The sequence below is a fragment of the Hydrogenoanaerobacterium saccharovorans genome, from assembly GCF_003814745.1.
In the GTDB taxonomy this organism is placed as follows: Bacteria; Bacillota; Clostridia; order Oscillospirales; family Ruminococcaceae; genus Hydrogenoanaerobacterium; species Hydrogenoanaerobacterium saccharovorans.
This window is the reverse complement of sequence record NZ_RKRD01000002.1, coordinates 388,316-410,319: the sequence shown is the minus strand read 5'-3', so window position 1 is coordinate 410,319 and position 22,004 is coordinate 388,316. Positions and strand designations below refer to the sequence as shown.

Below are 22,004 nucleotides of genomic sequence, written 5' to 3'. Positions count from 1 at the left end.
TAAATTATTGTATTATTTGTGTTAATCATCTCTTCTGCGGTCACCTGTAAGCAGAATCAATCGCAGCAGGTTTGCCACAGCCACAATCAACGCGGCAACATAGGTAAGTGCAGCGGCACTAAGCACACGCTTTGCACCTTTTAGTTCCTCGGTACCAAGCATATTTGTACTTTCAAGCGTTTCAAGCGCACGATTACTTGCATTGTACTCTACCGGCAGCGTCACCAATTGAAATACCGCAACGGTTGCAAACAGCAGTATACCAAAGTTGATGAGCATGTCCACCTGCATAAAGATACCAAGGAACACCAACGGAATTGCCAATGTTGAGCCGATATTGGTAATAGGGATAATAGCGGCGCGTAATTTAATGGGGGCATAGCCCTTTGCATGCTGTACCGCATGGCCTACCTCATGTGCCGCAACACCTATTGCGGCAACCGAGGTGCTGCCGTATACCGATTCGCTCAAGCTCACCACATTGGTGCGAGGGTCAAAATGGTCGGTAAGCTTGCCCTGCACTTGCCGAACCTGTACATGGTACAAGCCGTTGCGGTCCAGAATTTCACGTGCTGCTTGTGCACCCGTATATCCTCTCATATTAAGCACACGAGAGTAGCGGTTGAACGTACTGCTTACCTTCATCTGTGCCCACATCGCTAAAATCATTGCAGGGATGACCAAAATGATATAGTAATAATCGTAGTACCAACCAAACATAAGGAGCAACCCCTTTCTATCATGCACTATACTCTTAAATAAGCTAACAAATTTTTATAGACTGGATATGACGGCGTGATAAACTTTTTCTGACATCTAAATCAGCACCTTAACCATATATTCTACACGCCCAATTGTTCGCCCATTTGTATGCGTTTACCGTTCATAAAATCGCTTGCAGGCAAACGTTTTGCGCCCTCTGCCTGCACCTCCAAAAGCTCGATTGCACCATCACCGCAGCCTACAATCATGCGTTTTTCATCCAAGATAGTTCCTACCTTGCCTGTAAAATCGTACGCAATCCGCGCCTTGTGCACCTTTAGCAGCTTGCCGCGAAAAACGGTGTGTGCAACCGGCCAAGGCGAAACACCGCGGATGAGATTGTGCAATTCACGTGCGCTCTTTGTAAAATCAAGCTTTGATAGTTCTTTGTCCAACATAGGGGCATAGCTGGATTTTGCATCGTCCTGCACTTCGCGCGGAACAGGCTTGCCGCTTTCGAACAATTTGATGGTTTGTTCGAGGCAATCCGCGCCGATAATGCAAAGCCGATCGAACAGCTCGCCTGCTGTTTCTTCCTCGCCTATGGGTGTTTCCATCTTGAGTATCATGTCACCGGTGTCTAACCCCTCTGCCATAAACATTGTGGTAACGCCGGTTACTTCTTCGCCGTTGATGATGCTCCACTGAATGGGGCCCGCACCGCGGTATTTGGGCAGCAGGCTGCCATGAACATTAATGCATCCTAGTTTGGGTGCATCCAAAATATCTTTGGGCAAAATTTTGCCGTAAGCAACTACAACAATTAAATCGGGCGCGAGCTCTTTAATAATACCAAGTGCCTCACCGTCACGCATTTTTGCAGGCTGAAACACCGGCAGATTGTGTTTTAAAGCAAGCTCTTTCACAGGCGGTGGCATCATTTGGTAGCCGCGCCCTTTTGGCTTATCGGGCTGAGTAAAAACCCCTGCAATGTCCTGCCCCATATCAATCAGCCTTTGCAAACAAGGCACTGCAAAATCAGGTGTGCCCATAAAAACAATTTTCAAAACAATATCGCTCCTTTTTGGTTGCTGTGTTACCTTTTAAGAAATGTGCATGCTATTCCAACTCATCAGCAGTGCACATGCGGATGACAAGGTCTTTAAACACAACACCGTTGAGATGGTCTGTCTCATGGCACAGTGCACGGGCGAGCAAATCTTCGCCCTCAATAATAAACTCTTTGCCGTTGCGGTCAAAAGCCTTTACTGCAACTTTTTCTGGGCGCGCTACAATACCGTATTGGCCAGGGAACGAAAGGCAACCTTCGCTGTCCTCCACTGAGCCGCCTTGCGATATAATTTCGGGGTTGATGAGTTCGATGAGACCTTCCCCCACATCAATGACAACCACACGGCGCAGTACCGATACCTGTGGAGCAGCAAGCCCCACACCATTTGCTTCGTACATCGTCTCTGCCATATCATCCAGCAGAGTTTTCAGCTTATTGTCAAATACTGTTACAGGTTTTGCCACCTTTCGCAGGCAGTCTTCACCCTCTTTTGCAATTGTTCGTAATGCCATCTTGCTTTCCTCCACTATCATAATATCGTTAAATTGTACCGTCAAAATACAAATCCGCATAAACCGATATGCCTTTTATACTGCGCTGTTTTGCAAACTGAATCAGTACCGCCGCCATCATAGCGCGAAACTGCTTGCTGCCGCTGCATTTAATGATAATTTTATAACGGAATTTACCGCTTACGCGCAACACTATATTGGGGGTAACGCCCAATATTCGCAGCGGCAAATCGGGGTAGTTTTGCTTTGCTGTTTCGGTAAGGCATTTTTGAAAATATTGTGCCGCAGCAATTACTTCGCGCTCATTTTCACCGCTGAACCCAACCGCACACATCTGGCAAAACGGCGGATAAAGCATAATTTTGCGGGTAGCAATTTCATTTTCATAAAATCTCTGGTAATCTTGTTCCGCTGCCATTGCAAAAATTTCATTATCGGGGAAGTGCGTTTGAATATAGGCTCTGCCATGCAGCTCGCCCCGTCCGCTGCGCCCAACTACCTGCGTAAGCAGGCTGAAGGTGCGCTCTTCGCTTTTAAAATTGTCGCCAAACAGCGTGCTGTCTGCCGAAAGTACGCCAACCAACGTTACATTGGGGAAGTTTAAACCCTTTGCCACCATTTGGGTACCCACCATAATGTCGTATTCGCCGTCGGCAAACTGTTTAAAGTTTTGCTCGTAAGCGTGTTTCGCCATGGTGGTGTCTGCGTCCATCCGCAATATTCTTGCAGATGGGAACAGCATTTTCAGCTCTTCTTCGAGCTTTTGCGTGCCCGCTCCTGCATATTTTACATACTCGCTGCCGCATACTTCGCATTTTTGTGTAAGCTCACGCGAGTAACCGCAGTAATGGCACATCAGCCGCCCGTTTGCATGGTGGTAAGTAAGCCCGATACTGCAATGCGGGCAGGATACCGCCGTATTGCAGCTTGTGCATTTCACCAACGTGTTGTAGCCCCTGCGGTTGAGCAAAAGGATGGTCTGCTGCTTGTTGCGCAGGTTTTCTGCAATCTGCTCACCCAGCACATGGCTGATGCTCATAAAATTGCCCTCGCGCTGTTCCGCATCCATGTCCACAACCGAAACCGACGGGAGTACGGCATCTCCGAAACGCTCGTTCAGTGTAAACAGATGGTATCGCCCTGTTTTGGCATGGTAGTAACTCTCAACACTCGGCGTAGCCGAACACAGCAGCAGATGTGCATTGTGGCGCAAAATACGCACTTTTGCTACTTCACGGGCATGGTAACGCGGGCTTGCCTCGCTTTTGTAAGTGCTTTCCTGCTCCTCATCTATGATAATCATACCCAGATTTTCAAACGGTGCAAATACCGCAGAACGTGTGCCCACAGCAATATCCACCTGCCCTGTTCGGATACGCTTCCATTCATCCAACCGCTCGCCCATAGAAAGCCCGCTATGCAAAATCGCCACCCTTTTGCCAAACCGCGAGGTAAACACCTCGATTGCCTGCGGGGTGAGGGATATTTCAGGCACCAACACAATCACCTGCCGGTGCTGTTCTACCATCTTTTCTATCAGCCGCACAAAAACACTTGTTTTACCGCTGCCCGTTACACCATACAGCAATGATACAGCGGGCTGGTTTTTATCGTAAAGGGCTTTTATGCCCTCGTAAGCCAACTGCTGATGCGCAGTAAGAACGGTTTGCTCTGCCTGCACGCTGCTTGCGGTAACAGGCGAGCGAAACACCTCGTTTTCGAACAACTCCACATAGCCCTTTTTCTCCAAAGCTTTTACAACTGCCGAAGTAGTGCCTGTAAAGTAGCCGATTTCTTTTACCGATGCGGTACCGACATTGCAAAGCAATTCCAACACCGCACGCTGTTTTGCAGTAAGCTTGATATTGTCGGGCACACCCTCGGTACAATCACCGTAAAGGCGCACCATGGTTACTGTTTCATCGCCGATTTTACGTTTGGCAGTTTCTTCGCAAAGCAGCCAACCTTCGGCGGTAAGTTTTTTAAGCAAAGGGTTTTCAGGGGTAAGCCCGAATACTTCACAAAGTTTTTCTTTTAAAATTGGGGCTTTTCTGCTTTTTAAATAGTCCACCAGAGCTTGTTCCTCGTGTGTAAGCACAGAAATGTCACTTTGCGGGTGTGGGTTTACATGGTATACAAACCCCAAATTGTACCCAACCCCCGCAGGCAACAAAGTTTTTACTGCATCATAATAGGTACAAAAAGTGTTTTCTTTCAGATAATAAACGAGTTCAAGCAACTCTTGCGTCAGGTATACTTCCTCATCAAGCAGAAGATGGATGGGTTTGATTTTGTGCGTGTGTTCGTCGCTTTTAAGCTGTTCTAACGCTAATATAACACCTTGGCGTTTACGGTTACCCGCACCAAACGGCACTAGAACACGGCAGCCAACTTTTGCGGCGGAACCATACTCTACGGGAATAAGGTAGTCGTACAGCTTGTCAAAATGAAATGCGGCTTTATCAACCGCAACCTTGGCTATCAAACGCACTGTCACAACAAGCAGTCCTCCATCGTAATTGTTAGACTTATTCCTCTACATGAAGCCCGATATTTTCGCTCTCTACCATCTTCACTTTTCCCACGGCAAACTCTTCTATGGCAAGTTTTACAGGCTTATCGATTAAAACCTTCTTATCTTCTTCCGCTTCATCTGTAATTTCGCGGGCACGTTTAGCAACGGCAACCACAAGCGAGTATGGGCTTTCATTTTCTTTGATAATTTCGGAAATAGACGGTCTTAGCATATTCATAACTGTTGCACCTCATTTATAAAATCTTTCATATAATTTGTGCTGCACTTCGCAGCGCGCAATATTGCACCAATTTTTTCTACCGCATCATCCACATTATCGTTGATGACTGCGTAATCGTAAGAGCTAGCCTGTGCCAGCTCGTTTTTAGCGGCAGCCATACGCCGGTTGATGGTTTCCTCATCCTCGGTACGGCGGTCTATCAGCCGTTTGGTCAGTTCTGCCATGCTTGGGGGTAAAATAAAAATCATCAGTGCATCGGGGCATTTTTGTTTTACCTGCATTGCTCCTTGTACTTCAATTTCTAAAATCACATCGTTGCCTGCACAAAGTTCGCGCTCCACCATCTCGCGCGGTGTACCGTAATAATTCCCGCTGTATTGTGCATGTTCCAGCATTCCATCGTTCTCTGCAAGCTGGCAAAAACGTTCTTCAGTCATAAAGTAATAGTGTACACCGTCCTCCTCACCCGGGCGGGGATTGCGGGTGGTAGCAGAAATAGACACCTTTACTTTTTTGTTTTGGGCAAGGTAGCTGCGCAAAACCGTACCCTTACCAACACCGGACGGACCGGAAATCACAACCAGCAGTCCCTTGTTATTCATCCTCTGCAATCTCCTCATCGTCATCATCGTCATCGTTCAAGCGGTTTGCCACCGTCTCGGGCTGTACAGCCGATAACACCACATGGTCGCTGTCGGTAATAATAACCGCACGTGTTCTCCTGCCGTAGGTCGCATCAATTAAGGTGCCTCGGTCGCGTGCATCCTGAATAATGCGCTTAATGGGCGCACTCTCGGGGCTGACTATTGCAACCAATCTGTTGGCAGACACCATGTTTCCAAAGCCGATATTAATCAGTTTCATGGGGAGTCCTCCTCTATTTTATGCTTTGGGGTCTGCATCTCACCAATGGCGGCTCTCCACCCCAGTTTGTGTACGGGCAATGCCCATTATTGTCTTTTTTTCTTTCTGTATACAATAAAACCAATCAGTGCCAGTAACAGTAATAATACCGCTATAGCGCCCCCTAAGATGTACCACGGGTTGAACGTTTGCGCTACATAAATTGCAGTTGGGCCGTCTGCCCCGCCGATGATGCCGACGGATGACGAATTCGATATCCCTCTGTAAGCTAAAACGCCGATTGATGCAGCTATCATCGGTATTAAAAGCAGTACCAACACGCTAAACACATCCTATTCTATATTTTGAATCTGCTCACGTATTTTTTCAATTTCACTTTTTACATCCACTACAATGCGGGCAACCTCAATATCTTGCGCTTTGCTGCCGATGGTATTGGTTTCGCGGTTAAATTCTTGTACTAAAAAATCCAGTTTTCTGCCTACAGGCTCTTTGAGCTTTAAAATATCGCGGAACTGTGCAATGTGGCTGCGCAGGCGTACCGTTTCTTCGTCTACCGCAGTTTTTTCTGAAAAAATAGCCGCTTCGGTAAGGATACGCTGGTCATCAATGTTGGTGTTTTCCAAAACATCTTTCAGCTTGCTGTAAAGGCGTTCACGGTATTCCGCCACAATACGGGGCGACCGTTTTTCAATTTGTTCCACGGCATTTTCAATGGTTACAAGGCGGTTGAGGCAATCTTCTTTTAAGCGTTCGCCTTCTGCGGAACGCATGGCGACAAATTTATCGGCAGCTTCATCCAGTACGGTTTTTACACCGTTCCAAATCACCTCTTCATCCTCCATGTTTTTTCTGACATTAAAGATATCGGCAAAACGCGAAATGGATGAAAGCGATAGATCATCAGCCAAATTTAGTTTCTCACTCAGTTCGCGCAACGCCTCGGTGTAGCTTTTGGCAAGCTCATAGTTGATTTCGACATGGGCATTTGCCCCCTCCATCGTCACAACAGTGACATTCACATCCACCTTACCGCGCGAAATTTTTGTTTGCAGATAACTTTTGAGTTTTTCTTCCAGATAACCATAGGCGCGCGGTACACGGCATGAAAACTCGAAAAAACGGTGGTTTACGCTCTTGATTTCCACCAAAATATCTCTGCCATCTATCGTTTCCTGCGCACGTCCAAAGCCTGTCATACTTCTGATCATGGTATTCCTCCGCACCGCTGAATAAGCGGCTGTATTTTATTTTACTTCCGGTTGGAACTATAAAAAAGCAAACTGATCCATCTTTATATTTTACTATCTTTATACATTGAATGCAACTGAATCTGTGTGAAATGAGTGTTTTTTGTTACCAACTTGTAACTATTGATTTTATCTATACCAATGCAGCATTATTATAAAACTCCATTGTAATTGCTCGTTTTTGAGTGGTATACTATTTAAGAGTAGTTTTTTGAAAGGCGTGATAATTATGACATACATTGATGCAAAAGGCAAAGCCTGCCCGATGCCCGTAATTATGGCAAAAAAAGAGCTGGATGCAGGTATAAAACAACTTACCATAGAAGTAGATAACCAAACAGCCGTCGAAAATTTGAAGCGCTTAGGTGCAAGCAAAAACTGTTCTGTTGCTGTAAAAAACGAGAGCGAAAACTTTTTGGTAGTATTCAATAACGAATCTGCCGAGAAAACGCTTCAAGAAAATATCGAAAAACCTGAAATACCTGTTCTGCCCCTTTCTGGGAAATCCCCTTGGGTATTGTTTGTGGGCAGCGACGGCATTGGCAGCGGCAGCCCTGAACTTGGGCATAACTTGATGACGATGCTGTTTTACACACTTTCGCAAGGGGACAATCTGCCCCAATCGATTTTGTTTATGAACGGCGGAGTAAAACTGCCGACGCAAAACGAGCAGGTTGTAGAGCACCTTCATGCTTTGCAGGCACGCGGATGTGAAATTTTGGTGTGCGGTACATGCCTAAATTATTATGGGTTAAGCGAACAACTTAAAATCGGTACTGTAAGCAATATGTACGATATATCATCGCGTATGCTTACCGCTGCCAAAGTAATCTCTTTTTAATGATGTATTATTTATTATCTTTTTCTTCTACACACGATGGGATCGCCACCAAAATGCACCTGCGCAATAAGTTCGATTTTACAATTTTGCCCACACCCCGCGAGATTCATGCAAGCTGCGGCATTTCTATTCGAATACACGGTGAAGATATCGACTCCATTATTGCTTTGCTTGCCAGCTTGAAGTTGAATTCCGACAGAGTTCAAATCTACCGTATTATAACGGAGAACGAAAAAAACGTTTATGAGCCCATTCAAAAGGCACCGACTTAAAAGCCGGTGCCTTTGCGCTGTCCTTATTTATCTTCGTTCTTGTCATTCTTGGCTATTTCATCCGTTTCGGCATCTTTTCGCCATGTTAGTCTCTTGGCTTTTGGTTTATCCCCCATTGCCAAGCGGTTCACCTTACGCAGTACAATTACCACAACCGTAATTAAAACTGCCCAGATAACGATGTAAGGCAGGTTTACCACAAACCACACCGCAAAGTTTTTGCAGCCTTCTTTGATATCCAAAATGGTTTCGCTAAAGCCTGTTTTCATGCGGCTCCACATTGTTTTTTGTTCTGCGGGGGTTACACGCTGCACCTCGCGAATATCAAGGGTAACAGTACTGTAATCCACCTGATTATCGTATGTACGCAGCTGCGATTCATAATTTTCCAACTCATAGCGCACCTGCGAAAGGCGCTGCTCCAGTTGGATAATGTCCTCGAGCTTTTCTGCCTTTGCCAATAGCACAAGCAGCCGCTCCTGCTCAATCTTCAGCGATTTTTTGCGGCTCTCCACATCCACATACTGCAGTGTCACATCTTCAACAGAATCCTGCTTATTGGTGATATTACCGATTTCGCCCACCGTACCGATAAATCCGTCCACTTTCGCCTTGGGGATACGGGCGACAATGTGAGAGTAGCGCTTGCTCTCGCTGCGATAGCTGTTACCTGAAATTTCGCTTTGCTCAATATATCCGCCCAGTGCCGCTATCTGCTGTTCGATTTTTGCACTTAGGTTGTCAAAGTCGAGCGTTTCCACATCGAGATAAACCCGGCGTATCAGTTTGCGGGAGCTGTCGGGCAAAATATTGTTTGGAGCTGCTGCACTTTTATTTGCTTCAGGTGCTCCATCCATTGCAACAGCCTGTTCTGCCGTGGCTGCATCGTAACTAATTTCCCCGCTTTCCCTGGGGGAATCTGCTGCACTACTGGCTGCAAAATTGCTGCTGCTTTTGGGCGCACCGCATGCTGTGGCGGACAAGACCAAAACAAATACCAAAAGCAATGCCATTATCCGTTTTATCTTTTTCATTGACTCTGCTCCTTTCATTTTAACAAGTTTTCCATCTATCCTATCAGTGCAGCAGAAACAGAGTTTTATTGCATTACAAGTTGGTTACAATATTTCAAAAAGCCACCTGCACACAGCAGATGGCTTTTACGGTTACTGGATAATTTATAATGTATTCTTTGCTTAAACGGGATGTACACCGTTTTCAGCATCCAAATGCTCTCCGTCAATGCCGTACTTCTTTTGGCGGCGGCTCTCAAAAAATTTGGGAGCAACCTGCGGGAACATTGCCCATGTGAGAACGTCTTCTTCCTGCTCGTTGTATTTTGCGGGAAGTTCTGCTTTCATCTTTTCAACCTCAGGCTCCAGTAAATCTGCAGGGCGGCAATCAATTGGCTTATCGTCGCCGATAATCTTTTTACGGAACTCAGGGTCGATCGGCGCAGGGGTTCTGCCGTACTCACCGCGAACCAAGCCCTTAAACTCTTTGGTTACCATTTTGTAGCGCTCACCCATGATGACGTTGAACACAGCCTGTGTACCAACGATTTGCGAGGTGGGGGTTACCAACGGTGGATAACCGGAATCTTTACGAACGTTTGGAATCTCTTTCAGCACGTCTTCAAACTGGTCTTCTTTCCCCGCCTGTTTCAGCTGAGAAACAAGGTTGGAAAGCATACCGCCCGGCACCTGATAAAGCAAGGTGTTTGCGTCAACACCCATTACTTTGGGGCTGAGCAAACCGTTTGCTAAGTATTTTTCACGCAGCTTTGCAAAGTGAGCACGAACTACGTCGAGTTTTTTCAGGTCAAGCCCCGTATCGTACGGTGTGCCTTTAAATGCGGCAACCATCGACTCGGTAGCGGGGTGGCTGGTACCCAGTGCCAGAGGAGACATCGCGGTATCAATTACATCACAGCCTGCCTCAACTGCTTTGTAGCAAGCCATGGACGCCAAACCGGAAGTGTAATGAGTGTGCAGCTGCACAGGGATTTTAACTGTTTCTTTCAGTGCCTTTACCAGCTCGGGTGCTGTGGTGGGGTTGATAAGACCCGCCATATCCTTAATGCAAATCGAGTCGGCACCTGCATTCTCCAAATCTTTTGCGTATTTCACGAAATACTCCAGATTGTGAACAGGGCTGGTGGTATAAGAGATGGCAGCCTGTAAATGTGCGCCTTCTTTTTTGGTGGCTTTAATCGAAGCCTCGAGATTTCTAATGTCGTTGAGTGCATCAAAAATTCTCAAAATATCAATGCCGTTTGCAACCGATTTCTGCACAAAATACTCCACCAAATCGTCTGCATAATGGCGGTAGCCAAGCATATTCTGGCCTCTGTAAAGCATTTGCAGCTTTGTGTTGGGCATTCTCTTGCGGATAATTCTGAGTCTCTCCCATGGGTCTTCATCCAAAAAACGAATGCACGCATCAAAAGTTGCACCACCCCAAACCTCTGCGGAATAAAAGCCAACTTCATCCATTGCGGGCAGAATATCATACATCTCGTCCATGCTCATACGGGTTGCTATCAGCGACTGATGAGCGTCACGAAGCACGGTTTCGGTAATTTTTAATTTCGCCATATTGGCACCCCTTTCTGCGGCGTCTACACCGCCGCTTGTCATTCGGACAGAGCCGTTCGTAGTTATTTTACAGGGTATCTTGCTTAGCCTTCCATCGAAACGACTAAATCGTTCGAGTTCACGCTTGCGCCCTGAGCAACATGAACAGCGGTAACGGTGCCGTCCTGCGGAGCCATGATGTCGTTTTCCATCTTCATTGCCTCAAGAACAACCAAAACATCGCCCTTAGAAACTTTTTGTCCGGCAGAAACTTTAACGCCTACGATTGTACCGGGCATAGGCGCATTGATTTTAATAGAGCCTGCTGCTGCAGACGGTGCAGCCACAGGTGCTGCGGGTGCAGGAGCCGGAGCCGGAGCCGGTGCTGCCACGGGAGCGGGTGCTGCGGCGGGCGCCGGTGCGGTAACTACAGCCGGTGCATCTGCACCTAATTCTTCAACCTGTACGTCATATGCTCTACCGTTAACGGTTACTTTCATTCTTTTCACGATAAATCCTCCTCGTTATAATTATTTATACAAAAGGCGGCTCAAAACGCCCGTTTTTTAATAATTCAGGTTATTACAAAGGCATGTTGCTGTGCTTTTTAGGCAGCTTGCTTACTCTCTTGCCCGAAAGCATATCCAAAGCAGAAATAAGGGCATTGCGGGTATTGGCAGGGTCAATTACATCGTCTACATAACCGTCCTCACATGCCTTATAGGGGCTTGCCTGTTTTGCAATGTACTCTACCGTAATAGCAGCCATATCTTTATCGGCACTCACGTCATCGGCATGCAAAATTGCAGCTGCCGTAGCCGGCTCCAATGCAGAAATAATTGCAGAAGGCCATGCCAAAGCAATATCGGCGTTGGCGTTTTTGCCCGCCAGTGCAATGTATGCAGGGCCGTAAGCCTTACCGGTAATCACAGCAATTTTCGGTGTAGTGGCTTCTGCGTAAACATGCGCCAGTGTTGCAGCATATTTTGCAAGTCCTGCAAGTTCAGCCTCGGCATCGGGTAAGAACCCGCTTACGTTTACAAAAGTTACTACCGGGATTTGGTATGCATCGCAAAGCTGCATCAGCAAAGCAAGCTTTTTGCAGTTCTTTCTGCAAAGAGGCCCGCCTTTTGTAGCTGCAACGCCGCAGGTGAACCCACCCATGGTAGCAAGTGCAATGTAAGCACCTTTGCTGCCGTAATCGGGCATCAGCTCTACCACGCTGCCGTCATCAAATACGTTTTCAACAATTGCCGCTGCATCAAGCTCGCCACTTTCGCAGGCAGCTCTCAATACAGCCTCTGTATCCGCTTTTGCAGCAAAATCAAAGATAGGCAATGCAGAAAGGTTGTTTTGCGGAAGCATAGAAACAAGGTGTTTTGCCTGTGCAATTGCTTGTTCGGCGGTTTTTACAACGACATGTGCCACACCGGCTTTTGCCGCATTTGCAGCAGAGCCGGCACCTTCTACCATCGTGCCGTTTGCTTTTTCAACAGAAGGCGGAGTTAAGAAAAACTCGGCATCTTCACTCATTACTACCAAATCTGCGCTTGCTGCCATCATTGCAGCGGTACCTGCACAAGTACCCGCAATAACAGAAATTTGCGGTACCACGCCGGAAAGATTGTTGCTCCATAACAACATCTCGCCGTATGCGGCCAGAGCGTCATTGCCCTCTCTCAAAGATGCACCGAACGAATCGTAGATACCTACAACCGGTGCACCCGTCTTAACTGCCAGCTCATAGATTTTTCTAATTTTTGCAGCCTGCACTTTGCCTACTGCACCGTTTGCGTCGGTTTTATCCTGCGCAAACGCAAATACGGTAGTGCCCTCTACAGCGCCGTAACCAGTTACAACACCTGCACTGCCGCCCTCTGCTTTTGCAAAGGCATCAAGCTCGGTAAAACTGCCCTCGTCCATAAGGAGAGCCAATCTCTCGCGGGCGGGAGAAGCCTTAACCGCCTTTTCACGAGCGCCTGCCAAGATGTTCAATTTGCTATCAGCACTCATCATTTTTCCTCCATTCTATAAACCATAAATTAATTAGAACCTGTGTATCGCTTTTTTACAAACGGTACCAAATCCGTTAACGCAAAAAAACGCCTCACTTTCCGATTTCCATCTGCATAATCAGACAAAAAAAGCCCAATTTTTTACAGAAATCCGAAAATGTAACCAGTTTATATTATACACTGTTATTTTTGTTAGCACAATACATTTTACACCGTTTTTCCGCTTAGTGGGCGCATTTCTTACAATTTGTCAAAAAATTATCAATATCTTTGACGGTTTTGACATTATGCCCAAAGGCTTGCAGCTTTTTCCAAGTTTCAATATTAAATCGGTCTGAAAAAACCGCCGTATTTACTCCATTGTTGCATGCATGGTTCAGCACTGCGCGCACCAGCCCGTCGCAAAGTTCTGCCCCGTATTCTTCTTTTGCTCTCGCGTCAACTACGGTGAGCAAATCTCTTAACTGAAAGATGCAGTAACCTATCATTTCATTGCGGTCAATTGCTGTATAAGCCTCAAAATCATCGGCATACAAGAGATTGGAGCATTCACAAAAACCGCGGACAGCATCTTCATTTTCGGTTTTTATAATCTCAATCAACGTGCATCCCCCTTTATTTTACTTTTTTATAAGTTCTCTTCTCTTTCGGCTTTTTTTCTGCGCGTTGACCACCGCTGCCCCAACTGCCGCGTGCTTTACTTTTATCGTGTTTAGGTGAATTGGGTTTTGCCTCAGCCTGCTGCTGCGCACTGCGAATGGATGACCCAAGCGCGTTCAGTTCCGGTTCAGTCAGTTCGCGCCAGTCACCGGGCTTGAGCATTCCAAGCCGTACCGGCCCGATGCTTGTCCGCTTTAGGCGGGCAACTTCAAGCCCCACCGCCTCGCACATTTTACGAATTTGACGGTTTCTGCCCTCGGTAATAACAATTTGCATGACAACGCGCCCGGGCTCTTTGGTGAGTACCGTCACCTGAGCGGGCGCAGTTTTTACACCATCAATCACAACGCCCTCGGCAAGCTGCATTGCTTGTTTATCGTTTATATCGGGGCGAACGGTGACACGATAGGTTTTATTGATATGAAATTTCGGGTGCATCACTTGATTGGCGAATTCGCCGTCATTGGTAAAAAGCAAAAGCCCTTCGGAGTTTCTATCCAACCTGCCGATAGGATAGACACGTTCGGGTACATTTTCAACCAGCTCGGCTACACATTTACGGTCCATCTCATCGCTGAGGGTGGTAACGTAACCGCGGGGTTTGTTTAACGCAATATAATAGCGGTGCTTTTTCACGTTGGTAAGCAGTTTTTGCCCATCAACCGCAATCACATCGCGGTAGGGGTTAACCCTTTGCCCAAGGGTTGCTTTTCTGCCGTTTACAGTGACAAGCCCCGCTTCAATCATTTCTTCAGATTTTCTTCGGCTGGCAACACCATTCTCTGCCATTACCTTTTGGATGCGAATACCGTCATTTGCTTTTTTCTCTGCCATAATATACTTCCTTTCTGCACTGCTCCCGCAGTTCAAGCGGGGTCTGCCCGCTAACTTCCGCACAGCAGCGGCATTACGCCTATACTGCTGACGGATAGGTTATTCGCAACCAAACACCTTCCGTTACGAATTGCCTTTTAATTTACCTGTTCTGCAATAATAAATTCGTACTAAGATTATTTATAATGAAAAAAGTCTTTGATTTTGTCAAAGAATCCTTTTTGTTTTTCTGTAATGGGGCGCGCCTCTATATCCTCGGTAATACACAACGGTATGCTCCGCAGCGGTTTACCATCCAATGTAAAAATCACTTCACCTGCTGATGTGCCTTTTTTCACAGGGGCGAGTACAAATGGGTTCAGCAGTATTTTTGCTTTTACGCGGTCTTGTTCTCCATCAATCAACGCAGCAGTCAAGCTGCTTTGCGGTTCTAGATTTACATGGCTTTTCACCCCTCCGCCAACCGCAATCCCCAGCGGGGGCAGCAAGGCAGATAGATCTGTACTTTTCAGCTGTTCAAATCCATAATCTAAAAGCTTTGTATGCACGCGCCAATCGTCGGGGCAGGCAAGCGTTACGGTAATCAGGGTTACACCGTCTCTTTGAGCAGACGAAACAAGGCATCGCCCTGCTTTTTTGGTAAAGCCTGTTTTAACACCTATAGCGCCCTTATAATCGTTCAGCAATCGGTTATGGTTTTTTAACCAGCGTCTGTACGGCGGGTCTCCATATTCCAATGTCATACGGTACTGCGAGCAAATCTCTGAAAAAGCCTCGTTCTTTAGCGCTGCCTGCGCCAGTATCGCCATATCGTATGCCGTAGAATAATGCCCTTCATGGTCAAGCCCCGAGGGCGTGACAAACGAAGTATCTTTCATGCCAAGTTCTTCGGCTCTCTTGTTCATCATTTCGGCAAACGCTTGCTGGCTGCCCGCAATGTGCACCGCCGCTGCGTTGGCGGCATCGTTGCCTGAAGAAAGCAGCATACCCGCAGCTAGAATGCGCAATGTTACCGAATCGCCCTTTGAAAGCCCCATTGAGGAGCCTTCCACCTGAATTGCGTCTGGGTCGACTGTAAAATATTCGTCTAAATTTTTTTGTTCGAGTGTAAGCAACGCTGACATAATTTTTGTCGTGCTTGCCATTGGCAAACGTTCTCTTTCGTTTTGCCCAAACAAAACCCTGCCGCTTTGTGCTTCTACCAACACTGCTCCCTTTGCATTTACTTCCAAACCGTAGGCTTGAATAGTCATCAACATACAAACAGCCAACAGCACAGCACAAAATCGACTCATTTTTTGAACCATAATAACCACCCACCCGATTTTATGTCTATGCAAGGGAGCGGTTGTCCTATACTGCGGCAGCGCTTAATTTATTCCGCAGGTTTTGCAGCAGGCGATTCTGCTGATTTTTTTGGTTTGTTGAACATCGATGCTACTTTATCGATTACCTCAGGCACCATGTTTACCGCGCGGTCAACCGAGCCGTCAAACTTCTCCATCTGCAGCATTTTTACATTACCGTTTGGCGAAATGACCAAAAACGCAAGTGGTTGGATAGTTACGCCCGCACCGCTGCCCCCGCCGAACATATCCTTTGGTTTGGATGTAGGCAGATCAGACCCACCCGATGCAAACCCGAAAGTTACCTTTGATACAGGAATAACAACGGTACCGTCGGGCGTAATAATCTGGTCACCAATAATCGTATTTACATCCACCAGTGTTTTTAAATTTTCCAAAGAGGAATTGAGTATTCCCTCGATGTGCCCTTGACTCTGGCTCATTACAATACCCCCTTGCGGCAATAGGCCGCACTACTTTATATTTTAGTGGTGAATCGGCATTTGCGGCCGATTTAAGCTTTGCCTGCGGGCTGTTCTTTGGGTTGCGTACTGCTCTGCTGCGGTTCTTTCTGGTTGCCCTCTTGTGCTGCAAGCCCGCGTTTTATCATTTTCCATAAAAAAGATACTCCAATACGCAATGCCGCACCCAATACAACAAGAGGGGTTAGCTGCACGCGAAAACAAAGGGTAAAACTGCCTTTGTCCGAAAGAAAATCAGGTTGAATATCCAAGGTAATGCGTTTCATGCGGATGTAATTTTGAAGCGCGGCGTAGGCTCCGTAAAGATAGGCACTGATTTTACCGAAATTTACAGCGGTTTGTGCGGTGTCTTCATCTGCAACGGTCATATGCAGTGTCAGGTCACTCAGCAGCAAATTACGGAATATCATCCGCACCCCGCCCGTGGCAGACCGCACGAGGTCAAGAACAATACCGACCGTATCGGTTAGCGCCTGCGGCTTGTTATCCGCCTGCTTTTCATCTTTATCCGGTTGGTTTTCTGCTTCCTTTTTTGCTTTTTTCGTTCTTTTTTCGACATTTTCGGGTTTGTTTAGCCCTATTTTAAAAAATAGATACCCAATGGTTATTTGCACGTTTTCTTCCCAGCAAACCCACACCGAAACACGCATACAAAGCAAAAAAAGCAGTACGCTCACAATCCACAAAAAAACCGTCATACCTTCACCGTCATTTCAACTCCCCGGCCAGTGCCAAGCAATCATGCTCTTCTTGCTCATCAAAGCTGACTTGGCCGTCAACCTCATTTTCTTCCGTATCCTCCTCGTTGTCTTCAGAGGGCAGAGATGGCAGCTGCTCGAGGCTTTGCAGCCCGAAGCAACGCAAAAAGTTGGAGGTGGTAACATAAGCGACCGGTTTGCCCGGCAGCTCCAGCCTGCCTTTCTCCTCCACAAGGCCTTTTTCAACTAGAGTATTGACAACACTTGCGCTGTCTACACCGCGAACTTGTTCAACAAAACTTTTTGTTACCGGTTGATTGTATGCAATAATAGCCAGCACTTCCAAGGCTGCCTGCGACAGCGGCTGATTCCGCTTAATTTCAAGCGCCGAGCGGATGTAGGGCGCGTACGCCTCACGGGTAACCATCTGGTAGCAGTCGTTCAGCACTAAAATCTCCACGGCGCCCTCTTTTTCGTCGTAGTGGTCGCGCACACGGTCTAGAATGCTGTAAGCCACAGGGGTATCACAATCCAGCACCTGTGCCAAACGAGCCGCCGAAACCGGCTCTCCGCTGGCAAACAGCACTGCCTCAGCAATTTTTTCAATCTTGTTTAATCGCAAATTATTTCACCCAATTCCAATCACACAATGATAGCCTGTCCAACTTTCAGGCATTTTTACAAGTTATACATCCTTTGTTAAATCGTTTTGCGAAAAGCAATTTTTTCATTATCATCTGAAACAACAATGCGTTTGTTCTTTACCAGTTCAAGCACTGCTAAAAAAGTGGCAACCAGCTCGCTGCGGTCCCCGCTTTCTGCAAACAGGCTGTCAAAACGCACCTGTCGGTACTTGTAAAGCCGTTTGAGCACAAAAATAATTTTAGAGGCAACACTTACCACACGGTGCTTTACAATGTCCGAAAAAGCTGTTACAGGGGGTGGCATACGCTTTTGAGCCTTGCCCATGGCAGTTAAATAGGCTTGAATCAACTCGTTGGATGAGTGTACTAACGTATAGGTAAGGTCTGCTTCCAGCTCCATAGGTTCGCGTACAAACAAATCGGCCGAGCGGTTTTGCTGTGCCAGTAAAGCTGCTACCTGCTTGCAGGTCTGGTATTCCAATAACTGCCCTGTAAGCTCTTGTTTCAGCAATTCTTCCTCATCTTCATGTTTTGGCAGCAGCGAAATTGTCTTCATATATACAAGGCGCGACGCCATCTCCAAAAACTCGCTCGCAACCTCCATATTTTGAAACTGCGCTTCATCAATGTAAGAAAGGTACTGTTCCAACAGCTGTGCAATTTCAATATCGTAGATATTTAGCTTGTGCTTAGAAATCAAAAACAACAGCAAATCAAGCGGACCTTCAAAATGATCCAGTTTAAATGTCAGTTTTTCCATAGTTGCTCCTTAAAGAAATAAATTCAAGAGCAAATCCAGCGGACTCGTAATAAAAAGAATAAACTTCATAATAAAGTTTGATACAAACACAATGGGGCCCATCAAAATGCCTGAAAACAGCAGTACCAGCAGCGCAATGTAGATATAACGCTGATAATACTCGATTTTGTAATAAATAGAATGAGGCAAAATATATTCGAGCAAGCGCGAACCGTCCAACGGTGGAACCGGAATGAGGTTAAATACCGCCCAATACACACTGGTTTGCGCAAGGGTAAAAATAATAACTAAAATTGCCCGTGCAAGCCCCGTTGTAAACCCAACCTGCATAAATACAACACCCAACACCTTATATACAATCACCAAAATCGTGCCCAGCAATACATTAGACACCGGCCCTGCAAGCGCCACCAACGCCATATCACGTTTGGGCTTGCGCAGGTTGCTGCCGTATATTGGCACGGGTTTGCCCCAGCCAAAACCGGCTAAAATAAATGCGATACTCCCGAACAAATCCAGATGCGCCATGGGGTTCAGCGTCATTCTGCCGTTAAAACGGGCTGTGTTATCGCCCAATTTATATGCCACAAGGGCATGCGCATACTCGTGTATCGGCATAATCGCCAACAGCATAACAAGCCTGATAAACATGCTTTGCAAGCTAAGTCTCATAAAATACTCACTCCATACTTTTTTTAGCCATTTAAACGGGAGCCGCTCCCGCAATTTTACTTGTAAATTGGCAAAATTGTGCTACTATACTAATTTTATATTATACCTTTTAAAGGATATAATTACAAGGTAATTGGCTGTTTGAGGTTTATTTTTACCAAAAATTCATATTTTGACACACTATTTTTACGAAAGCCCTTGATTTCATGCTGTAAATCTGATAGTATACTAATGTTGACTTTATAAATCTGCCTATTCTGTTTAGAATTTGCAGCATTTAAATCTATCAAAGGCGAAAAACCTTGCAGACCACTTGTCTGCATGATATACAGCCAGAAAATTAGGTCGGTAAGGAGGTGCAGATATTATGGCAAAATGCGACATCTGCGGAAAAGGCGTTACTTTTGGCATTAAGGTTTCTCATTCTCACAGACGTTCCAACAGAACTTGGAAGCCTAATGTGAAACGTATTAAGGCGATTGTCAACGGTACTCCCAGCCACATTTACGCTTGCACCCGCTGCCTGCGTTCCGGTAAAGTAACACGCGCTATCTAATGTTAATCTGTGTTTAAAAAGGGCTATCCATACGGATAGCCCTTTTTTATTTTTTAAATTTTGCATATACTAATTGACAAACCATATTATACGTCATATAATATAACACAACGTATAAATACTAAGAGGTGATACCATATGACCTTCGGGCTGAGCGCAGCACTGCTGGATGCCTGCGTGTTGGCTGTACTATCGCGCGGGGATACCTATGGATATATTTTGACTCAGAATGTGCGCGAAGTCATGGATATATCCGATTCTACACTGTACCCCGTGCTGCGGCGTTTGCAAAAAGACGGTCACCTAACAACTTACGACCAACCGTTTCAAGGCAGAAATCGCCGCTATTACTCCATCACAGAGCAAGGACAGACACAATATCGGCAGTATATCACAGATTGGATCTGCTATAAGAATAAATTGGATAAGATTATATTGGGAGGCATAGAGAATGACAAGGCTTGACTTTTTTCTGAGGCTTCGCGAAGGTTTAAAAAAATTGCCGCCTGAAGAAATTGAAAACGCCGTACGTTACTACACAGAATACTTCGACGATGCGGGCGTGGAAAACGAGCAAAAGGTACTGCAAGAGTTAGGCGACCCCATGAAAATAGCGCAGCAGATTACAGCCGAATATATGGTGAGGGATTTGGCAGTGTACAATCCGCCCAAAACAGCAAAAAAAGGGCTTTCTGCAGTATGGATTGCCATTCTTGCGGTGTTTGCTTCACCTATTGCCTTGCCGATTGCAGTTGCCATTGCGGCCGTTGCACTGGCAATGGTTGTAGCAGCCGTAGCAGTGACGTTTGCTTTTTTCTGTTTCGTATTTGCACTGATTTTGGCAGGAATTGCCGGCTTTGTTGCAGGCCTGTTTATGCTTGGGGTGCACGTACCCACCGGAATTTGCGCCATGGGAGTGGGATTGGTTTCAGCAGGTATCGGCTTGCTGCTGTTTTTACCGGTGATGTGGCTTACCAAAGAAACTTTTAGCGGAATTGCCCGCTTTATAAGCAAACGTGTAGTTAGGAGGAAACCGTTATGAAAAAGAGTACGATGATTGTTTTAATTGTATCGGCAAGTATGATTTTACTGGGCGCATTGATGGCTGTTGCCGCTTACGCCATAAGCGGAGGTAACCTTGGTGTTTATTTTAATAACTCAGGTTGGCATCAAGGATTTGATTCTCAAAAAGGAGGCAGCGCTATGACAGAAACGATAGACACCGGTGCTTTTACCGCAATTGATATTGACGTTGACTTTGCCGATGTACGGCTTATCCCCTCAAACCGCTATCAGGTTGAGTATGCTTTCCCCTCAAACCAGCCCAAACCTGCGTGCACCGTTATGCAAAACGGCACGCTGCAATTTCGGCACAGCCAAAGCGAGAATATTATCAATTTCAACATTTTTAATATCCCTTTCAGCCGTAAGCAAAACAACTTTGTTAACGTTTATTTCCCTGTGGATGAACTTGAATTCATCACTGTAAATGTAGATATGGGTAATGTTGAAATCAAAGATAGTACCAAAATCGCCTTAAAAGGGGATTTGAATATAGAATGCGATTTTGGTAAACTAACGGTCGGCAATCTCTCAGCAAAAATTATTGACGCAGAAATTTCGAGCGGAGAGAGTAATTTTAGCGACATAACAGCAGAAAAACTAATGTTAGAAAGTGACTTTGGCAAGGTTACTTACAGAAACGTAAATACAGAGCATTTTGAATCAAAAAGCAGCAGCGGCGATACAACAGTGCAGGCTTGTAGATTGGGCAATGCTGTATTCGAGAGTGATTTTGGCAGGATTACCGCTGAACGTTCCACCGCAGAAGGGCTAAAAATAGACAGCAGCAGCGGTGACGTCAATTTGAGCGGTGCTTTCACCGGCGTCATCAATATCTCTTCCGATTTTGGAAAGGTCACCTTAACCACAGCATCTCCGCGCGAACATTACAGCCTAGACCTCAGCACCGATTTTGGTAAAATCCAAGTGGACAACGACAATTTTAAAGGTTCGGTATTACAAAACAGCGGTGCACCAAACAGCATCTCCATTGACAATAGCAGCGGCAGCATCACAGTAAAATTCCAATAAAAGCAAAAAAGGTTCCGAACAGTTTGTTCGGAACCTTTTTTCTATTCATCCGTATTTTTATCCTCATTGGGGTAAATATCCTGCCCAAGTTCTTCAGCATCATTAAGTTCAGCCAACTCTTCTTGTGCGTTAGGCTGTGCCGCTTCTGCAGCTTTCTCGGCATCTTCAAGCGCCTTCTGCTGTTTTATATCTTGATAGGCAGAAAGCAAAAACCATATCGATGCCGCAATAAATATCACAATCGTGATAATAAAAAACCAACGTTGGTTTGCAGGTATATTTACAAAATTTTTAATTAAATCATAAGACAAATACAGTATATATACAGCGGCTATGATACGAAACATAGGGCTTAACCCTTTGTTTTTGGTTTTATTGTCTGCCATTCCTATTCCTCC

General features: G+C 45.9%; 28 protein-coding genes. 6 read left to right on the top strand and 22 right to left on the bottom strand.

The window, feature by feature from the left end:
• Positions 1-21: 21 nt before the first annotated feature.
• The 9 genes from EDD70_RS12070 to EDD70_RS12030 all read right to left on the bottom strand — a co-directional run bounded on the left by EDD70_RS12070 (position 22) and on the right by EDD70_RS12030 (position 7,117).
• Positions 22-720: a zinc metallopeptidase gene (locus EDD70_RS12070; protein ID WP_092755676.1), complete on the bottom strand. Its 699-nt coding sequence runs from the start codon at positions 718-720 to the stop codon at positions 22-24.
• Between the two features lie 122 nt (positions 721-842).
• Positions 843-1,769 (bottom strand): methionyl-tRNA formyltransferase, encoded by a 927-nt coding sequence (fmt, locus tag EDD70_RS12065; protein WP_092755674.1) that lies wholly within the window; start codon positions 1,767-1,769, stop codon positions 843-845.
• A gap of 52 nt (positions 1,770-1,821) precedes the next feature.
• Positions 1,822-2,286, bottom strand: a complete 465-nt coding sequence (def, locus tag EDD70_RS12060; RefSeq protein WP_092755672.1) for a peptide deformylase — start codon at positions 2,284-2,286, stop codon at positions 1,822-1,824.
• A gap of 28 nt (positions 2,287-2,314) precedes the next feature.
• Entirely contained in the window at positions 2,315-4,783 is a 2,469-nt protein-coding gene (gene priA, locus EDD70_RS12055; protein WP_092755670.1) for a replication restart helicase PriA, read from the bottom strand.
• A gap of 31 nt (positions 4,784-4,814) precedes the next feature.
• Positions 4,815-5,039 carry a DNA-directed RNA polymerase subunit omega gene (gene rpoZ / locus EDD70_RS12050; RefSeq protein ID WP_341465128.1) on the bottom strand — a complete coding sequence of 75 codons (225 nt, stop codon included), beginning with the start codon at positions 5,037-5,039 and terminating at the stop codon, positions 4,815-4,817.
• A complete protein-coding gene (gene gmk, locus EDD70_RS12045; RefSeq protein ID WP_242943162.1) occupies positions 5,036-5,644 on the bottom strand; it encodes a guanylate kinase in 609 nt (202 codons plus the stop codon). Before gmk ends, rpoZ begins: the two co-directional genes overlap by 4 nt.
• Complete coding sequence (gene remA / locus EDD70_RS12040) at positions 5,637-5,906, bottom strand: extracellular matrix/biofilm regulator RemA (RefSeq protein ID WP_092755666.1); 270 nt, start codon at positions 5,904-5,906, stop codon at positions 5,637-5,639. The genes gmk and remA overlap by 8 nt, the downstream gene beginning before the upstream one ends.
• 86 nt (positions 5,907-5,992) lie before the next feature.
• Positions 5,993-6,226 carry a sodium ion-translocating decarboxylase subunit beta gene (locus EDD70_RS12035; RefSeq protein WP_092755664.1) on the bottom strand — a complete coding sequence of 78 codons (234 nt, stop codon included), beginning with the start codon at positions 6,224-6,226 and terminating at the stop codon, positions 5,993-5,995.
• 12 nt (positions 6,227-6,238) lie between these two features.
• Positions 6,239-7,117 (bottom strand): YicC/YloC family endoribonuclease, encoded by an 879-nt coding sequence (locus EDD70_RS12030; RefSeq protein WP_092755662.1) that lies wholly within the window; start codon positions 7,115-7,117, stop codon positions 6,239-6,241.
• Positions 7,118-7,382: 265 nt separating this feature from the next.
• On the opposite strand from EDD70_RS12030, the gene yedF reads away from it, so the two are divergent.
• Entirely contained in the window at positions 7,383-7,997 is a 615-nt protein-coding gene (gene yedF, locus EDD70_RS12025) for a sulfurtransferase-like selenium metabolism protein YedF (protein ID WP_092755769.1), read from the top strand.
• A complete protein-coding gene (locus tag EDD70_RS12020) occupies positions 7,997-8,269 on the top strand; it encodes a putative Se/S carrier protein (RefSeq protein WP_092755660.1) in 273 nt (90 codons plus the stop codon). Before yedF ends, EDD70_RS12020 begins: the two co-directional genes overlap by 1 nt.
• A 23-nt stretch (positions 8,270-8,292) precedes the next feature.
• Here EDD70_RS12020 and EDD70_RS12015 read toward each other — a convergent pair whose 3' ends face one another.
• From EDD70_RS12015 to EDD70_RS11960, 12 genes are all read right to left on the bottom strand, one after another.
• Positions 8,293-9,303 (bottom strand): DUF4349 domain-containing protein, encoded by a 1,011-nt coding sequence (locus EDD70_RS12015; RefSeq protein ID WP_162840913.1) that lies wholly within the window; start codon positions 9,301-9,303, stop codon positions 8,293-8,295.
• Between the two features lie 162 nt (positions 9,304-9,465).
• Entirely contained in the window at positions 9,466-10,866 is a 1,401-nt protein-coding gene (locus EDD70_RS12010; RefSeq protein WP_092755656.1) for an oxaloacetate decarboxylase subunit alpha, read from the bottom strand.
• 83 nt (positions 10,867-10,949) lie between these two features.
• The gene (locus EDD70_RS12005; protein ID WP_092755654.1) at positions 10,950-11,354 is read right to left on the bottom strand and encodes a biotin/lipoyl-containing protein; all 405 of its coding nucleotides are present in this window, start codon (positions 11,352-11,354) and stop codon (positions 10,950-10,952) included.
• Between the two features lie 73 nt (positions 11,355-11,427).
• Positions 11,428-12,861, bottom strand: a complete 1,434-nt coding sequence (locus EDD70_RS12000) for an acyl-CoA carboxylase subunit beta (RefSeq protein ID WP_242943160.1) — start codon at positions 12,859-12,861, stop codon at positions 11,428-11,430.
• A 223-nt stretch (positions 12,862-13,084) separates the two neighbouring features.
• Positions 13,085-13,462, bottom strand: coding sequence for a hypothetical protein (locus EDD70_RS11995; protein WP_092755650.1), 378 nt, complete (start codon positions 13,460-13,462; stop codon positions 13,085-13,087).
• A 13-nt stretch (positions 13,463-13,475) separates the two neighbouring features.
• Positions 13,476-14,354 (bottom strand): pseudouridine synthase, encoded by an 879-nt coding sequence (locus EDD70_RS11990; protein ID WP_092755648.1) that lies wholly within the window; start codon positions 14,352-14,354, stop codon positions 13,476-13,478.
• Between the two features lie 176 nt (positions 14,355-14,530).
• The gene (locus tag EDD70_RS11985; protein WP_092755646.1) at positions 14,531-15,661 is read right to left on the bottom strand and encodes a D-alanyl-D-alanine carboxypeptidase family protein; all 1,131 of its coding nucleotides are present in this window, start codon (positions 15,659-15,661) and stop codon (positions 14,531-14,533) included.
• A 68-nt stretch (positions 15,662-15,729) separates the two neighbouring features.
• The gene (gene ytfJ, locus EDD70_RS11980; protein WP_092755644.1) at positions 15,730-16,143 is read right to left on the bottom strand and encodes a GerW family sporulation protein; all 414 of its coding nucleotides are present in this window, start codon (positions 16,141-16,143) and stop codon (positions 15,730-15,732) included.
• A 71-nt stretch (positions 16,144-16,214) separates the two neighbouring features.
• Complete coding sequence (locus EDD70_RS11975; protein WP_092755642.1) at positions 16,215-16,880, bottom strand: DUF2953 domain-containing protein; 666 nt, start codon at positions 16,878-16,880, stop codon at positions 16,215-16,217.
• Positions 16,881-16,890: 10 nt separating this feature from the next.
• On the bottom strand, positions 16,891-17,502 hold the full coding sequence (gene scpB / locus EDD70_RS11970; RefSeq protein WP_092755640.1) for an SMC-Scp complex subunit ScpB: 612 nt from the start codon (positions 17,500-17,502) through the stop codon (positions 16,891-16,893).
• Positions 17,503-17,579: 77 nt separating this feature from the next.
• A complete protein-coding gene (locus EDD70_RS11965) occupies positions 17,580-18,284 on the bottom strand; it encodes a segregation and condensation protein A (protein ID WP_092755638.1) in 705 nt (234 codons plus the stop codon).
• A gap of 9 nt (positions 18,285-18,293) precedes the next feature.
• On the bottom strand, positions 18,294-18,956 hold the full coding sequence (locus tag EDD70_RS11960) for a site-2 protease family protein (protein WP_092755636.1): 663 nt from the start codon (positions 18,954-18,956) through the stop codon (positions 18,294-18,296).
• A gap of 367 nt (positions 18,957-19,323) precedes the next feature.
• On the opposite strand from EDD70_RS11960, the gene rpmB reads away from it, so the two are divergent.
• The 4 genes from rpmB (at position 19,324) to EDD70_RS11940 (ending at position 21,606) form a co-directional block, all read left to right on the top strand.
• Entirely contained in the window at positions 19,324-19,512 is a 189-nt protein-coding gene (rpmB, locus tag EDD70_RS11955; RefSeq protein WP_092755632.1) for a 50S ribosomal protein L28, read from the top strand.
• Positions 19,513-19,650: 138 nt separating this feature from the next.
• The gene (locus tag EDD70_RS11950; RefSeq protein WP_092755630.1) at positions 19,651-19,977 is read left to right on the top strand and encodes a PadR family transcriptional regulator; all 327 of its coding nucleotides are present in this window, start codon (positions 19,651-19,653) and stop codon (positions 19,975-19,977) included.
• Positions 19,964-20,554, top strand: coding sequence for a DUF1700 domain-containing protein (locus tag EDD70_RS11945; protein ID WP_092755628.1), 591 nt, complete (start codon positions 19,964-19,966; stop codon positions 20,552-20,554). The genes EDD70_RS11950 and EDD70_RS11945 overlap by 14 nt, the downstream gene beginning before the upstream one ends.
• Positions 20,551-21,606 carry a DUF4097 family beta strand repeat-containing protein gene (locus EDD70_RS11940; protein ID WP_092755626.1) on the top strand — a complete coding sequence of 352 codons (1,056 nt, stop codon included), beginning with the start codon at positions 20,551-20,553 and terminating at the stop codon, positions 21,604-21,606. The genes EDD70_RS11945 and EDD70_RS11940 overlap by 4 nt, the downstream gene beginning before the upstream one ends.
• A gap of 41 nt (positions 21,607-21,647) precedes the next feature.
• On the opposite strand, the gene EDD70_RS11935 is transcribed toward EDD70_RS11940, so the two are convergent.
• Positions 21,648-21,992 carry a hypothetical protein gene (locus EDD70_RS11935; RefSeq protein ID WP_092755624.1) on the bottom strand — a complete coding sequence of 115 codons (345 nt, stop codon included), beginning with the start codon at positions 21,990-21,992 and terminating at the stop codon, positions 21,648-21,650.
• Positions 21,993-22,004 lie beyond the last annotated feature (12 nt).

What these genes read in the sequence shown, in the direction of transcription:
- EDD70_RS12020 (WP_092755660.1), top strand. Translation starts at nt 7,997, where the DNA reads ATGATGTATTATTTATTATCTTTTTCTTCTACACACGATGGGATCGCC.
- EDD70_RS11950 (WP_092755630.1), top strand. Translation starts at nt 19,651, where the DNA reads ATGACCTTCGGGCTGAGCGCAGCACTGCTGGATGCCTGCGTGTTGGCT.
- rpoZ (WP_341465128.1), bottom strand. Translation starts at nt 5,039, where the DNA reads ATGAATATGCTAAGACCGTCTATTTCCGAAATTATCAAAGAAAATGAA.
- EDD70_RS11935 (WP_092755624.1), bottom strand. Translation starts at nt 21,992, where the DNA reads ATGGCAGACAATAAAACCAAAAACAAAGGGTTAAGCCCTATGTTTCGT.
- EDD70_RS11945 (WP_092755628.1), top strand. Translation starts at nt 19,964, where the DNA reads ATGACAAGGCTTGACTTTTTTCTGAGGCTTCGCGAAGGTTTAAAAAAA.
- rpmB (WP_092755632.1), top strand. Translation starts at nt 19,324, where the DNA reads ATGGCAAAATGCGACATCTGCGGAAAAGGCGTTACTTTTGGCATTAAG.
- EDD70_RS12030 (WP_092755662.1), bottom strand. Translation starts at nt 7,117, where the DNA reads ATGATCAGAAGTATGACAGGCTTTGGACGTGCGCAGGAAACGATAGAT.
- gmk (WP_242943162.1), bottom strand. Translation starts at nt 5,644, where the DNA reads ATGAATAACAAGGGACTGCTGGTTGTGATTTCCGGTCCGTCCGGTGTT.
- EDD70_RS11940 (WP_092755626.1), top strand. Translation starts at nt 20,551, where the DNA reads ATGAAAAAGAGTACGATGATTGTTTTAATTGTATCGGCAAGTATGATT.
- EDD70_RS12000 (WP_242943160.1), bottom strand. Translation starts at nt 12,861, where the DNA reads ATGATGAGTGCTGATAGCAAATTGAACATCTTGGCAGGCGCTCGTGAA.
- ytfJ (WP_092755644.1), bottom strand. Translation starts at nt 16,143, where the DNA reads ATGAGCCAGAGTCAAGGGCACATCGAGGGAATACTCAATTCCTCTTTG.
- EDD70_RS11990 (WP_092755648.1), bottom strand. Translation starts at nt 14,354, where the DNA reads ATGGCAGAGAAAAAAGCAAATGACGGTATTCGCATCCAAAAGGTAATG.
- EDD70_RS12015 (WP_162840913.1), bottom strand. Translation starts at nt 9,303, where the DNA reads ATGAAAAAGATAAAACGGATAATGGCATTGCTTTTGGTATTTGTTTTG.
- EDD70_RS12070 (WP_092755676.1), bottom strand. Translation starts at nt 720, where the DNA reads ATGTTTGGTTGGTACTACGATTATTACTATATCATTTTGGTCATCCCT.
- EDD70_RS11965 (WP_092755638.1), bottom strand. Translation starts at nt 18,284, where the DNA reads ATGGAAAAACTGACATTTAAACTGGATCATTTTGAAGGTCCGCTTGAT.
- remA (WP_092755666.1), bottom strand. Translation starts at nt 5,906, where the DNA reads ATGAAACTGATTAATATCGGCTTTGGAAACATGGTGTCTGCCAACAGA.
- def (WP_092755672.1), bottom strand. Translation starts at nt 2,286, where the DNA reads ATGGCATTACGAACAATTGCAAAAGAGGGTGAAGACTGCCTGCGAAAG.
- EDD70_RS12010 (WP_092755656.1), bottom strand. Translation starts at nt 10,866, where the DNA reads ATGGCGAAATTAAAAATTACCGAAACCGTGCTTCGTGACGCTCATCAG.
- EDD70_RS11985 (WP_092755646.1), bottom strand. Translation starts at nt 15,661, where the DNA reads ATGGTTCAAAAAATGAGTCGATTTTGTGCTGTGCTGTTGGCTGTTTGT.
- EDD70_RS11960 (WP_092755636.1), bottom strand. Translation starts at nt 18,956, where the DNA reads ATGAGACTTAGCTTGCAAAGCATGTTTATCAGGCTTGTTATGCTGTTG.
- EDD70_RS11975 (WP_092755642.1), bottom strand. Translation starts at nt 16,880, where the DNA reads ATGACGGTTTTTTTGTGGATTGTGAGCGTACTGCTTTTTTTGCTTTGT.